General features: G+C 60.9%; 10 protein-coding genes. 5 read left to right on the forward strand and 5 right to left on the reverse strand.

Translation table 11 applies throughout. The features are described from left to right. Positions 1-8: 8 nt before the first annotated feature. From QP968_RS03460 to QP968_RS03475, 4 genes are read right to left on the reverse strand one after another with little or no spacing between them, the layout of a single operon-like run. Complete coding sequence (locus QP968_RS03460; protein WP_284855030.1) at positions 9-2,675, reverse strand: AAA family ATPase; 2,667 nt, start codon at positions 2,673-2,675, stop codon at positions 9-11. Further along, positions 2,675-3,826: a metallophosphoesterase family protein gene (locus tag QP968_RS03465; protein ID WP_284855031.1), complete on the reverse strand. Its 1,152-nt coding sequence runs from the start codon at positions 3,824-3,826 to the stop codon at positions 2,675-2,677. The genes QP968_RS03460 and QP968_RS03465 overlap by 1 nt, the downstream gene beginning before the upstream one ends. A 59-nt stretch (positions 3,827-3,885) precedes the next feature. Further along, positions 3,886-4,758 (reverse strand): SWIM zinc finger family protein, encoded by an 873-nt coding sequence (locus QP968_RS03470; RefSeq protein WP_284855032.1) that lies wholly within the window; start codon positions 4,756-4,758, stop codon positions 3,886-3,888. 4 nt (positions 4,759-4,762) lie between these two features. Next, a complete protein-coding gene (locus QP968_RS03475) occupies positions 4,763-7,771 on the reverse strand; it encodes a DEAD/DEAH box helicase (protein ID WP_284855033.1) in 3,009 nt (1,002 codons plus the stop codon). Positions 7,772-7,950: 179 nt separating this feature from the next. Between QP968_RS03475 and putP the strand changes: the two genes are divergently transcribed. From putP to QP968_RS03490, 3 genes are all read left to right on the forward strand, one after another. Next, positions 7,951-9,543 carry a sodium/proline symporter PutP gene (gene putP, locus QP968_RS03480; RefSeq protein ID WP_284855034.1) on the forward strand — a complete coding sequence of 531 codons (1,593 nt, stop codon included), beginning with the start codon at positions 7,951-7,953 and terminating at the stop codon, positions 9,541-9,543. Between the two features lie 6 nt (positions 9,544-9,549). Then, the gene (locus QP968_RS03485) at positions 9,550-10,173 is read left to right on the forward strand and encodes an HNH endonuclease family protein (protein ID WP_284855035.1); all 624 of its coding nucleotides are present in this window, start codon (positions 9,550-9,552) and stop codon (positions 10,171-10,173) included. Between the two features lie 208 nt (positions 10,174-10,381). Further along, positions 10,382-10,864: a DUF2269 domain-containing protein gene (locus tag QP968_RS03490; RefSeq protein ID WP_284855036.1), complete on the forward strand. Its 483-nt coding sequence runs from the start codon at positions 10,382-10,384 to the stop codon at positions 10,862-10,864. A 424-nt stretch (positions 10,865-11,288) separates the two neighbouring features. Here the strand turns inward: QP968_RS03490 and QP968_RS03495 are convergent, their stop codons facing one another. After that, a complete protein-coding gene (locus QP968_RS03495; RefSeq protein ID WP_284855037.1) occupies positions 11,289-13,283 on the reverse strand; it encodes a DEAD/DEAH box helicase in 1,995 nt (664 codons plus the stop codon). A 194-nt stretch (positions 13,284-13,477) separates the two neighbouring features. Here QP968_RS03495 and QP968_RS03500 point away from each other — a divergent pair, with 194 nt between their 5' ends. Then, positions 13,478-14,005: a hypothetical protein gene (locus QP968_RS03500; RefSeq protein ID WP_284855038.1), complete on the forward strand. Its 528-nt coding sequence runs from the start codon at positions 13,478-13,480 to the stop codon at positions 14,003-14,005. Between the two features lie 30 nt (positions 14,006-14,035). Continuing rightward, a complete protein-coding gene (locus QP968_RS03505) occupies positions 14,036-14,437 on the forward strand; it encodes a (deoxy)nucleoside triphosphate pyrophosphohydrolase (protein ID WP_284855039.1) in 402 nt (133 codons plus the stop codon). Positions 14,438-14,611 lie beyond the last annotated feature (174 nt).

Consider the following 14,611-nt stretch of genomic DNA (forward strand, 5'->3'; position numbering starts at 1 on the left):
CCCGCGAATTACCGCCGGCTCTTCAGCTCCTGGATCGAAGCACTCTTGGCCGCGGAAACACGGTCGAAGCGTTGCGGGAAACAGGTCAGCACAAACACCTGGGAGCGTGTACCCACTTGCGTGAACAATGCGTTCATCAACTCCAGGCGCGTGGGGTCCGTGGCCCCCAAGGCATCATCGACGACCACTGGCATCGCATCCGGTGAATTCCCCGCCACCATGTCCGCGATGGCAAATCGAGTGAGCAGCGCCATCTGCTCCTTTGCGCCACCGGAAAGCTGGTTCATATCCACCGTCGTGCCGTCGAGCGTGCGGGCGGTGACCTGCAGCGACTCATCCAGGGTGAACTCGGTACCCGGGCCAAAGACGCGCGACGCGTAGCGCTGCAATGCCTGAGCAAACGGTGCCGCATACTTCGCACGCGCCGCATCGCGGTGCGCGACAAGGGTTCCATGGAGCAGCTTGACGGCAGCGGCTTGGCGGCGCAGCCTGTCGCACCGTACTCGTGCTGCCTCCAACGCGGCTTCTGCCTTGTCAAGGGCCTCTGCTTCGCCTTCCGCACTGGTCACGCGGAAGCCGAGCTCCAGCTTGCGGTCACGGGCAGCGTCATAGCGCCGGCTGAGGTTGGCTACTCGGTTGGCAGCGCCCTCGCGGAGGCTTTCTGCCTGCTCCGGATCAACGTCTGCAACCTGGGCGGTGAGTTCCTCGACAACTGCCTGCGCTTCCTTTTCAGCGAGCGCCGCTTCTTCGGCGGCAGTGGCCAAGTCCGCATCACTGATCTTCTCCCGTGCGGCATCGAGTTCAGCCTGGGCAGCATCACGGATTGCAGTGTGGTTGGCCACGCGCGCTTCAATATCCGCGAGCTTCGCCGCATCGGGCTGGGCAGCCAGCTGAGCCAGTTCCACTTCGAGAACATGCGCTGCTTCGCTCGCGTCTTTCTCCGTAGCGCGTGCAGCTTCCAGCGCGGCATCGGCATCCTCAACGCTGAGGATGACACCGTCATTGCCGGCAGCGTCCTCGGAGGACACTCCCGCAAGTTCACGCAGGCGCACCAATTCTTGGCGCAGTTCCTCCGGCTCCTTACCGCGAAGGATGTCAGCTCGACGAGCACGGTAGGCGGCAAGGGTGGCGGTGGTGTCCCTGTGCTCGTCGCGAAGCTTCCTTGCTTCCTCCAACGACTCACAGCCAGCGGCTTGCAGTGCACGCCCAAGTTCAGCTTCAGCATCCTCCACCGCATGGGACGCATTGCTGGTGCCGGGGGCAGCCCGGTAGGTCAACGTCACATCACCGATGGTCAGCTGGACACCGTCATGCAGGGCGAGGGACATCGCCTCATCCCCGACTCCCACCTCTTCCCCATCAACGGTGACCGTGGACGCGGTGGTGGCGGTGAGGTCTAGGCGGGCGGCCGCGGCATCGAGCAGCCGGCGTTGCAGTGCCACGTTTTGGGTAGCGCTTTCGATCGCGCGGACATCATCATCCGTCACGGGACGCGCGGGCAGGGCTGCCACGAGATCCGCGATCTCCTTGTCTACCCGGTCAAGCTCATCAACCTGATCCTCGACATCACCAATCCGCTCGTGCGCGATGGCAAGCTCGCGGGCGCGCTCCTTATCCGCAGTGGCCTGACGCGCAGCAACCAGTGCTTCACGGGCATCGGCGTGGGCAGTCTTCTTCTCCGCCACTCGCTCGTTTTCCGCCTCGGCCTTCTGCCGCGCGGGTTCCACCAAAGCAGCCAGTTCCGTCAGTTCCGTTGCTGCTGCTTCTGCGCGCTCCGTCAACGTCGTGCGGTATTTCTGGTCCGCTTCGGCGCGTTCACGGTCCGTGGTGGCACGCGTGGCCTTGTCTTTCGCCTCAGTGAGCTTGCCGGCAACTTCACGCGCCTGGGCAGCTTCGGCTTCGCGCTGTTCGAGTTCCTTCTCCGCGTCGGGCAGTTCGGCTGCGATGGTGCGCATCTCCTGCTCACTGCGCGCGTACTCATCCACGTCATCCTCATAGGCAGCCTTGCGTGCCGCGGATTCGCGCACGGTTTCTTCCGCGGCAGCCACCGCGGCATCAGCGTCCTTGAGGTTCTGTTTCTCCGCACCGGACTTCGGGGAGAAGAACTTCTCGTACTCCTTCTGCACTTTTTGCATCAGGCCCGAATCCTCAAGCATGTCCGCCCCTGCGGCTGAGCCAGCATCCGTGCCGGTCTGCTCCAGAGCGCGGGTGAAGGACGGAATGCCAGCGGCTTCAATGACGTCGGTGAAGGAGCCTTGGCGCATAAACAACGCGCTAAAAAGCTGCTCATCCACATGCTCTTCGAGGATCTCCCGCAGACGGTTGTGGGCCTGCTCCCCCGTCAACTCCTCACGCTTGGGCGCTGTGATCCTCAGCTCTGTTTTGCCCTTGGCTCCCTTAGCAAAGCTCTTGTGCACAGTGAATGTGTACGGCCCCACCGTCGCCCCGAGTTCTACTGACGGCGTTTCATCGCGCCCAATAGGGTTGAGCGCCCGGATATTCGCCGCGGTGGACGTATGCTTCGCGGTGAGCACCGCATCGAGCGCTTCGAGGATCGTAGACTTTCCGGCCTCATTATCACCGTGGATGAGAATCACACCGGTGTCCGGCACGTCCGTCAGGGCAAGGTGCTCCACGCCACGAACGTTGTCAATGACCAGGTTGTGGATGCGCATTAGTTCGCCTCCTTACTCAGACGGAACAGCAGGTTCACTGCATCACGCGTGGCTGTGTCTCCCGCTGGGACGGCAGCAGCACTGTCGATGAGCTCCGTCATCGCCTCACGGGCATAGCCCGCAATCGGGAGTGACTCAAGCTCCTCATCGCTGGGTTCTAGGTGTAGGTCCATGATCCGTTCACGCTCGTACAGCGCCCCGAACACGTGCTCACGCTCGGCCAGACCGGCCTCCAGCTCCCGGGTGGCCTCTAAACCCAAGGTGCCTGCCAACGAATACTTCACCACCGTGCGTCCCTTCTCCGGGTACGCATCCAACTCAGCCAGCAGGTGCTTCACGTCCTCACCGTCAGCGACATCCCAGTGCAGCGCCTCGAAGGTCCACTCGCCCACCTGATGTTCTGTCACCTCAACGCTTTGCTTATTCGCGTTCACCACCAGCGCCTTCCCGGAATTCACCTCATTCCCGGCCACATTCTCCCGCCGATCATGAAAGTCCGTAGTTTCCGGAGAACCAGAGAACCAGATCCGGCCGCTGGGACCAACAGGCCCTGCGGAGTGGGTATCCCCCAACGCCACGTAGTCAATGACGCCATCCTTCAGCGCACGTTCCAAGTTCGGGCGCGACAGAAGGACCTCTGACTCATCCCCGCTGCGCCCCTCCGTCTGGCCGTGAGCGACAAGAATGCGGATAGCATCCGTAGGCTCCAGTTCGGCAATGGCCTTGGCCGCCAAGTCCTCGGACGCATAGCGCGCCAATAGGGGCGCCCCGACGATTTCCACCCCGGGACGGTGCTCCACCGGGGTATTGTCACGTAACACGGTGATGTTGGCGCGCGCATCCGCCTTCTCTAGGGCAGCTCCGGGCACCAGCGGGTCGTGGTTGCCGGGCAGCAGGTAGACGGGCACCGGCAGCGCGTCAATCGCGTCCAAGGCACGACCCATCGTGCGCTCACTTAAGGCATTGGCATCAAACACATCGCCGGCGACGACGATGAACTCCGCTCCTGTTTCCACGGCGAGGTCGCCGAGGCGGGTGATGGCGCGGAGCCGAGAGTCGTCGAAACGCGATTGCGCTTCCTCATTGAGAAACCATCGTGTCATTCCCAATTGGAAGTCCGAAGAATGGATGAAAACAAGCCCGTCACTCATGCTGTCCACTTCTATCAGAGGGGTACGACACGCCACCGAAACATTCGAACATGCGCGCGTTAGTTTCTTGTCAGCGCGTCATACAGATCCTCCAGATCTGATACCGCACGCAACTGATCGATGTTGGTAAAAGAGATCATCTGCATCGCTTTATGCAGCAAATCCAGATCCGAATCCTCGATCATCGGGGCCACCTTCGGCTGTGGCAGATCGGGCAATTCATGGCCAGCCCAGAAAAACTCTGATCCTTCCGCCGCGGACGCCATTGCCCGCTGCCCCGCTGTTTCACGCAACTGTTGATCCAGCGTGTTCACGTCCAGGTTGCGCAGGCGGAACACAACGCTCGGATCCGAATCCACCAACTCCGCTGCCTTGATGGACACGGCCACGGCGTGCTTACACACATCAGAAAGATCCGGGCAATCACAGCGATAGCGGAACCGCTCACTGCTGCTGGCAAAGAGAATGTCCAACAAAGCGCGGTCGAACGTGCCCCGGCGCGCACGGTCAAGCAGTTTTGGCTGGCGGGTGATCATGTCCAGTGCCTCCGCGATCTCCGGTCCTTCGCGGTACGGGAGGATGACCAAGACGTTGAAAGGCTCGTTCTGAGATCCCGCAACGGTACCGGTGAATCGCCCGCTTTCCACGCGGACTTCTAGGACATTGCCGCCATCCGCATATCTGCGTCCTCTGCCAAAGCGCCCCTGGTCTGTGGCGCGTGCAGCCGCATTCATCAACACCTGTGCCGGGTCGCTGTACTCCAACTCAGTTCGCTGCGTAGCTTGTCCTTGCCGCAGCGTCCACGCATCCTTAATCTGCTGTGCTTCAACACGCTCATCAACAAGCCGGTGCGTTTCCTCCGGGGAATTGACCTTCTTGCGCTGATTGAAGTTGACCCAGGTGACATTGTCCTCGTGTGGTCGCTGTGCCATGGCTTTACTCCTTTCCCTCATCGCGGTAGCTCATCAGCGCAGCCAGATCCTCTGTGTCTAGCTCAGTGATCCAGCCTTCACCTTCCCCGATCACAGCGCCGGCGAGCTGCAATTTGCCGTCCAAGATGTCCTGGATAGACTCCTCCATGGTCCCGCGCGTGATCATCTTGTACACCTGCACGTTGCGGTCCTGCCCAATGCGGTACGCCCGGTCCGTGGCCTGGTTTTCCACCGCCGGGTTCCACCACCGGTCCATGTGAATGACCATCGAAGCAGCGGTGAGGTTCAAACCGGTGCCACCGGCACGCAGAGACAAGATCATCGCTCGCGGACCATTCGGGTCCTGGAATGTGGCCACCATCTCATCGCGCGCTGCCTTACTCACTCCACCATGCAGGAACGGAATAATGTGCTCCAGCCTGTCACTCAAGTAGGGCTGCAGGATGTCACCAAAAGCCTTGTACTGGGTGAACACGAGCACGCGCTGATCAGTCTCAATCGCTTGCTCGATGAGCTCCATGAGCATGGCCACCTTGCCGGAACGGTGCTTGCCTTTCTCCGTCACCGGGGAACCATCGGCCAGGTAATGCGCCGGATGGTTACAAATCTGCTTGATGCGCGTGATGGTGGACAGCACCAATCCCTTGCGCCCAATTCCGGTGCGGCTTTCCAGCTCCTTCTGCATTGCCTCCACCAGCGCGGTGTACAAGGCAGCCTGCTCCGGAGTCATATCCACCGTGACCACTTGCTCGGTTTTTTCCGGTAGGTCACCCACGATCGCGGGATCCGATTTCAGTCGCCGCAGCACAAAAGGCGAGGTCAATCGCTGCAGACGCTCCTGCATGGCATTGGCCAGCTCCTCATCCCGGCGCGATTCAATCACCTTGGCAAAGTGGTTGCGGAAGAACGCCTGGGAGCCCAGAATTCCCGGGTTCACAAAATCAAGGATGCTGCGCAATTCAGCCAGTCGATTCTCCACTGGCGTGCCGGTTAGCGCGATGCGGTGACGTGCACCAATCGCACGCACGCTTTTCGACGCCTTCGTTGCCGCATTCTTAATCGCCTGCGCCTCATCCAACACCACGTGGTCCCATTCCACTTCACTGAGGGTGAGGTAGTCCCGCCCCACAACGCCGTAGGACGTGATGAGCAGATCAAGATCCCCGATCCACTCAACGAGCTCGTCTCCCTTGAGACGGCCGGAACCATGGTGAACACCGACCTTGAGGCCCGGTACGAAGCGCTGCGCCTCCCGCGCCCAGTTGCCCACCACCGATGTCGGTGCAACGACGAGTGTGGGTCCGGTTTTCTCACCCTTTTCGGCTTCAACAGCCAGCAAGGTGAGAAGTTGCAGGGTCTTGCCCAAGCCCATGTCATCCGCAAGCACAGCGCCGAGCTGATTACGTGACATGAAATAGAGCCAATCCACTCCCCTGCGCTGATAATCCCTCAGCTCCGCATGCACCGTGTCTGGAATCTCTTGGCGGGTGGGGGCCGGCCGGTCCGTGCCACCGATGAGAGCTTGCATCCATACCGGCGAATGGGCATCCCCGATGATGTCCAAGCCACCACCGTCATGCTCCGTGGATGCCTCCAACGCCAACTGGCGGAGCTCCTCGGCGGTGATCAGACCTGAGTCCACTTCCTTCTTGTTCAGGGACTCGATGTATTTCCGCGACTTAGCCAAACTGCGGGTATCTGCCAGCACCCACTGGCCACGCAAATTGATGAGTCCTGACTTAGAGCTGACCAGGCGGCGCATCTCCGACTCAGTGAGTTCTGTATCACCCAGCGCCAGCTTCCAGTCATAGGCCACCAGCTGATCCACACCAAAGCGGCGTACGGCCCCCGGATCCCCTGAATCCGGTTCGGACACCGTCAACTTCGCCGTTGTTTCCATGCGCTGCCACGCCGCCGGCAACATGATCTTCACGCCATGTGCACTCAAAAGGCTCGCAGTTGTGCCCACCAAGCGCATGATCTCCTCGGTGGACAAGTAGGAATCCCAATCACCATCACGCTCAGTCGTCGGTGTGAAGGGATGGCGTGGATGCTTATCCGGATCCAACAGGTCAGTCACCGTCACTGCCTTGCGCAATTGATCCCGCAAACTCGACAGGGAGGCCCGATCTAATTCGCTGACCCGAATCGGGCGCGGCGCGTCCCCACCGGCGCGCACCTGCGCACGAACAGGCCACTGCAGGGCCTCGGATGTGGTGAGAGTTTCGGTGGGGTCCCCAGCGTCGCGGATAAGCTGCTCATCGACTGGTTCCTCCACGATGAACACGAGCTGCACATTGACCGCGGTGATGGACCCGTTCCACTGCGCGATCTGCTTCGACACATCCGAGCCGCCTCGACGCAAAGCGGACGACGTGAGCAGCGCCTCCGCGAAATCATGCCACGGGTACACGCGGGACTGCTCACGCTCATCGGCCAGCAACGCCGTGGCGATCCAATGGACCAGGTTGGTGGCTACATCCTCGTCCAAATTCATGTTGTTCGCGGTGATCACCCCCGGCGCGGCAGCAATCATCGCGGCGAGCCACCCGCGCTCCTCCAGCCCCGTTCCCAACTTCCACTCGGGGAACCACAGCCCCTCGATCGGGCGCACATGAATGCTCACGCGCCCAGCACGAACAAACCGAATTAAACCGTTGTACAGACGAATGATCCAGTACAGGTCTGGTGCGATGGCTTCCCGCTGCGCCGCGGTGGCTGCCGGGGAATTCTCATCCAGCATGGACACGGTGCTGAGGAACTGCACTGTGTCTGACGGTGAGAACGCCGCGGTGGGAACCTTGAGGTGCAACTGTTTGCCCTTCGGGGTTTGCAGCTTCACCGAATCACGGCGCCGGAAACGCGCATCCTCCAAGAAACTTTCCACCACAGCGGGAAACGTCCCAGCGGGCACTTGAGACGGCATAACAATCTTGTGCCCCTCCACACGCTCAACCCACAGGTTGAGACCAGACCCGGGCAACCACAGGCCGTGCAGAAGGAATTTAGGCATAAGGTCTTTTCTACCACCACAGCGCGACACTGACCTCCCTAAGCATTCCTTCAAAAAAGAGCCGGTGATCCCGCCCACACCCCTCGTGCGTTATTCTGACCACACTTTCCACCTGTCAGATGACAGGTGTGACATTTTCTCTTGCCCTCTAAGCAGATCTATGCAGAAAGGACGTGCGCATGTCTGATAACACCTGGATCATCATCGCCGTCGTCACCTACTTCGCCGTCATGCTCGGCATCGGCTACTACGGCTGGCGCAAAACCACCGCCTACGGCGACTACGTCATCGGTGGCCGCGACCTCCCCGCCTTCGTCGCGGGTATCTCCGCCGGTGCCTCCGACATGTCCGGCTGGCTCCTCATGGGTCTGCCTGGCGCCCTGTTCGTCTCCGGCATGAGTGAGCTGTGGATCGTCATCGGCCTCTTCCTCGGCACATGGGCCAACTGGCAGTGGGTGGCCCCACGCCTGCGTGCCTACTCCGAGGTGGCCAACAACTCGATCACCCTGCCCAGCTTCTTCGAAAACCGCACGCATGATCAGTCACGTGCTCTGCGCGTCATCGCCGCCCTGATCATCATCTTCTTCTTCACCTTCTACGTCTCCTCCGGCATGGTTGCGGGCGGCCGCTACTTCGAGTCCACCTTCCAGGGCGACTACGTCACCGGCCTGCTCATCGTTGGCATCATCACGGTGATCTACACCTTCATCGGTGGCTTCTTCGCGGTGTCCTACACCGACGTTGCCCAGGGCGTGCTCATGTTCGCTGCACTGGCCATCGTGCCCATCATGGCGCTGCTGGCCATTGATAACCCCGGCGACATCTTCTCCTACCCCACCAACCACGCCTACGGCCCATGGCCGGAAGGCAACCCAGACTTCTTCAACTTCTTCACCGGTGTGTCCGCCGCCGCCATCATCGGCAACCTGGCATGGGGCCTGGGCTACATGGGCCAGCCCCACATTGTCACCCGCTTCATGGCACTGCGCAGCCCAGCTGAAGCTCGCTCTGGCCGCAACTCCGGCCTCATCTGGGTGGGTGTCTGCTTCCTCGGCGCCATCTTCACCGCCATCATCGGTGCAAGCTACTTCGGCCAGACGGCACACTCCGTGACTGACCAAAAGGGCTTTGAAACCATCTTCCTGGACATGACCCGCATCCTGTTCCACCCGCTCATTGCTGGTCTGGTTCTCACCGCGGTTCTGGCCGCCATCATGTCCACCATGTCCTCCCAGCTCCTGGTCACCTCCTCCGCACTAGTGGAGGACCTGTTCAAGGTCTTTTCCAAGAAGGAGCCCTCCCAGTCCGCTCTGCTCATCGCTTCCCGCACGATGGTCATCCTCGTGGCCATCCTGGGCATGGTCATGGCCCTCAACCCGTCCGACACCATCCTTGGCCTCGTCGCCTTCGCCTGGGCTGGCTTCGGTTCTGCGTTCGGCCCCGTGGTCATCGCCTCCCTGTACTGGCGTCACCTCACCTCGCAGGGTGCTATGGCCGGCATGATCGTGGGCGCTCTCACCGTGTTCATCTGGGGTTCGCTGCCCGCCACCTCGGCTCTTATCTACGAGATGGTTCCGGGCTTCGCGTTCGCCACCATCGCCATGATCCTGGTCTCCCTGGCCACCAAACCCTCTGCCGCATCTGAGGCCGAGTTTGACCGTCATGTCAAGGTCATGGACTACGCGATTGCTCACCCAGAAGCAGACTTCCACCAGGCACTTTCCAACATTTCTGCACCCGAAGGGAACCAAACCGGCTCTGACGCAGTCTAAGGAGGTATGAAGCCCTTCCACATTTATCTCGGGGCACTGACCGCACTCACGCTTGCGGTCGTGCCCCTTCCGTTTGTTCACACACCGCCTATCAGTGCCACCTCAACAGTCCCCTCCCGCCCCACAGTCCCCGATTACTCTCGGGCGCAGTTCGGCGACGGCTGGGCTTACCACCCCACCGGCTGCACCACCCGGGAAACGGCCATGGCCGCTGCATACAACCAGTCAACCTGCTCCGTGCCCTACACCCAGTGGGAACCCGTGACCATCACGGACCCCTACACCGGCGACCCACTCCCACCTTCCGACGTGGAACTCGACCACCTCTTTCCCCTCCGCGCCGCCTGGGACATGGGCGCCCACTCCTGGCCCGACGAAAAACGCCTCACTTTTGCCAACGACCCTGCCAACCTCATCGTCACATCCTCTGCCGCCAACCAAGCCAAGTCCGACAAACTCCCCAGCCAGTGGCTCCCCACCGCCCGGTCCTACCGCTGCGACTACTCTCGTCGCCTCGCCGCCGTGGCTAACGCCTACGACCTCCCCGTCACCCGCGCCGACAAAGCCGCCATGCGCCGGGCCTGCGCTACCCTTCCGGCTTTACTCGGGTTGCCGGCATTGCCGTTCTGAGGAGGGTGGGTGGCGCCACGAATCCAGGCTCCGTCGAGAAGCGTGTGCAAAATTTTACATGCCACCGCAACTAAAATTCTGAACCTGCAGGTCACGAGTTCCTGCCCTTTGATAGTTACCCCTGCAATGTAAGCTTTTACACAGCCACCCCACGCCAACACCCACGCACCGCATACAAAGCCCGCCCCACCCCGTAAAGTGGTAACCCATGAACACCTTCCTCATTTTCCTGCACGTCGCCGCCGCGATCATTTTGATCGGCCCCGTCATGGTGGCCACATCCGCTTTCCCGAAGGCAGCTACTCAAGCCAACACCGGCGACGCCCAGGCAATCGGCCGCGCGGCCCTTCTGCATCGCACCTCCACTACCTACGGCTTGATCTCGATTCTCGCCCCGCTCCTTGGAGCCGCCGTCTTGGCCTTTGATTTTGAGACCTACCGGTCTAACTACTTCCTCCACACCGCCATTGTCCTGTCGGTGCTGGCGTGGGGCTTCCTGTTTGCAATGGTCATCCCGCAGCAGCGCAAGATCGTGGGCTCCCTGGGCGCCCTCGACCCGGCGGAAGCTGACGCCCGCGACGTGGCAACCAACTTCGAGTCCGCCCGCGTCAAGGCCGCTGCCGGCGCCGGCATCTTCAACCTGCTCTGGGTCCTCGTGCTCATCCTGATGTTCCTGCCGTCCCCGGCTTAAGTCCCCAGCACACGAAGACACAAAGACTGAAGCGGTGCCCACTACGGGCACCGCTTTTCTTTATCTCTTAACTCAAGACATACACAACATACGAAAGCAAAAACAGGACGCAGGTTATCGCACCTAACACTGCCAAAGTACTGGCCGGCCGGCGCGCGGGCTGTCGCACGTCCGAGGGTATTTACTAGCGCGATTGCAAAACGGCAGTCAGAGCACCAGAGATGACCGCAAGACCGGCCACGATAATGATCACCATCAACATGCCCTACATTGTCTCCCCCGCATAGAGACCACTCCTGCTGGCCAATCTGTCTGCGCACCAGCATATGAAAAAGAGCGCCAGCAGAATCAATAACACGATTCCACTGACGCTCCCAGCTACAAGCGGGAAGGCCACTACCGCGAAGGCAGCAACCTAAAGGCGTTAGTCCCTCCAGTCACGCTTGCCGCGACCCTTGCCACGGTAGCCACTACGATCACCGCGGTCGCCACGATCACCGCGGTAACCTCCACGGCCACCACGATCGCCACGATAACCACCGCGCCCACCACGGCCACCGCGATCACGGGACGGCCCACCAGTATCCGGCTGAATGTTGATCAGCTGGCCGGAGATGCGGGTGTCCTTCAGGCGGTCGAGGACCTTACGGTCCATGTCCTTGGGCAGCTCGACCAGGGTGAAGTCGCCGCCAATGGTGATGCGGCCGAAGTCACGGTTGGTCAGGCCACCTTCGTTAGCTAGGGCACCAACGATGGCACCTGGGCGGACGTGCTGGCGCTTGCCCACGTCAAGGCGGTAGGTGTCAAAGTTGACGTCATCGTTGTGGAAGCGCCCACGGCCACCACGATCGCCACGATCACGGCCCCCACGGCCACCGCGATCAAACCGGTCGCCACGCTCGCGGTCACGGCGGTCATCACGGTCCCAGCGCTCGCGGTCACGTCGATCGCGCTTGTCCTTCGGCGGCTCCTTCATCAGGAACTCGTCGCCAGAGGTCTGCGCGGCCAGTGCGGCAGCGATGTCTTCCATGGGCACGTCATGCTCCGTGGAGTAGCTGCGCACGAGTGCGCGGAAGAGATCCAGCTGGGAATCTTCCAGGGACTCGGTGATGGAGTCGGCGAACTTGGACTTGCGGGAGTCGTTGACCTCGTCGACCGTCGGCAGTTCCATCTCTTCGATCTTCGCGCCCGTCACCTTCTCAATGGAGCGCAGCATACGGCGCTCGCGCGGGGTGACAAACAGGATCGCCTCACCGGTACGGCCGGCACGGCCAGTGCGGCCGATGCGGTGGACGTAGCTCTCGGTGTCGTTCGGGATGTCGTAGTTGAGCACGTGCGAGATGCGCTCAACATCCAGACCACGCGCGGCGACGTCGGTGGCGACGAGGATGTCCAGGCGGCCGTCGCGAAGCTGATCGACGGTGCGCTCACGCTGCTGCTGAGCGATGTCACCGTTGATAGCTGCTGCGGAGAATCCGCGCGCGCGCAGCTTCTCGACGAGCTCTTCGGTTTCGTGCTTGGTGCGCACGAACACGATCATGGCCTCGAACTCTGTCACCTCAAGGATGCGGGTGATGGCGTCGAGCTTGTTGCGGTGCGCGGTGAACAGGTAGCGCTGCGTGATGTTGGTGTTGGTGCGCGTCTTCGCCTTGACGGTGACCTCAGCAGGATCGTCAAGGTACTGCTTGGACAGGCGGCGAATGCCATTCGGCATCGTCGCGGAGAACAGCGCCACCTGCTTCTCATCCGGCGTGTCCTCAAGAATGCGCTCCACGTCTTCCTGGAAGCCCATGTTGAGCATCTCGTCCGCCTCGTCGAGCACGAGGAAACGTAGATCAGAGATGTCCAGCGAGCCCTTCTCCAGGTGGTCGATCACACGACCAGGCGTGCCGACGATAATCTGCGCACCACGACGCAGACCGGACAGCTGAATGCCGTATGCCTGGCCACCATAGATCGGCAGCACCGAAATGCCACCCAGGTGATCAGCGAAAGACTGGAAGGAATCAGATACCTGCAGCGCCAGCTCACGCGTCGGCGCAAGCACGAGGGCCTGCGGATGGCGGGCCTTCTTATCGATGCGCGCCAGAATCGGCAGCGCAAACGCCGCCGTCTTACCCGTACCGGTCTGCGCAAGGCCGACCACATCGCGGCCTTCCATCAGCAACGGAATCGTCTGCGCCTGAATCTGCGACGGCGTTTCAAAGCCGACCTTCTTCACCGCATCAATGACATCGCCCGGGAGGTCAAGGCCGTCAAAGCCGCTTGTCTGCGTCTCCCCGTCCGCAACATTCTCGTTGTTTTCGTTGTTTTCAGTTTCTTCGTTCGCGCCGGCCTCAGTGCCGGCCCCCATCTCTTCCCCGGTTTCTACCGGGGGCATCGCCTGCTGGTCTTCAGCGGCGGATTCATCAATATTCATCAATCGCAAACAGTACGCTACCCATGGCCCTATAGCTATTTCGTGGCAAGAGCCCAGCGGATTACAAAAATGAATTTCTGGCAGGGCCCCACCCGCATGCTCTTTGAAGACGTCTCACGCTAAGTCATCTGAAACCCCCCAATCAAGGCATTCCCCCTGATTGCAACAAACACTTCTGCCTACACTGTGTTCCTATGCGCTTCACCCGATCACAAGCTCTCCCCCTCATTACCCTCGCCGCCACCGGCCTAGTCCTCACCGGCTGCTCCTCCACCGACGAGCTCGCCGAACCAGCGCTGACAACCGTCGCTGAAGCCTCCTCTGCGGCCCAGCCCGAGTCGCACGAGGAGAAGCCCTCCGAAGAGAAAACCACCGAGGAAAAGCCCGCCGAAGAAAAACCTGACGACGACCTCGACCCTGCCGGCACCATCTGTGGTGAGGTCGATTCGTTCACCATCGTCACGCTTAACGACGGCCTCAGCTGCGACGAAGCCATGACCGTCTTCAACGACTACATGTCTGGCTCCCCCTCCGGCACCCCACCCCAAGGCTCCGGCGCATTCTGGGATGCCCCGAACGGTTGGTTCTGCGGCGGCAACAACTTCCTCTTCCCTGGCGACGAGGACCAGAAGTTCAACAAATACCCCTCCTGCGGCCCGAAGGACAGCCCCGAGACCGTCGTCGCCGTGCCCGCAGAGCGTGTTGGCGAGCTTCCCGTTTAATTCCCCAGCCCCTGCCCTACGATGAAACGCATGCCAAAGCTTATCGGCGTCACCGGCGCCGTCATCCTCCGCAACGGCACCGTCTTCTCAGCCCGGCGCGGTGAAGGCAAGGCCCTCGCCGGCAAGTGGGAATTCCCCGGCGGGAAGATTGAGGCCGGTGAAACACCGGAGGAGTCGCTCGCCCGGGAGCTCAAAGAGGAGCTGCTTGTCGACGCCACCGTGGGAAATCACATCACCACAACCGAGTACGAGTACGACTTTGGCAGTGTTCGCTTGTCGACGTTCTACTGTTCCCTACCCGCAGACACTGAACCCACGCGGACCGAACATGCTGAGTCCCGGTGGGTGCCCATCGCAGACGCTACCGTCGAACAACGTCGGAGCGGATTTCCCGGCCAAAACAGACGTCGAATACCGGCAGATGCGAATTAAACAGATGCTAAAGCTACTCAACACCACACGCCTAACGGACAAGAGTTTACGGCCCGAAGCTTTTCATCCGATCCAAGCAACCCCTTAGGTCAATTGAAATGACAAGTCCAAAAACCGCAATCAAGTCACCGAGTTCAGACTGTGACAATTCGTGGAGTGTGTAAAGACAATTTT

Source organism: Corynebacterium sp. MSK041 (genome assembly GCF_030232265.1).
Lineage (GTDB): Bacteria > Actinomycetota > Actinomycetes > Mycobacteriales > Mycobacteriaceae > Corynebacterium.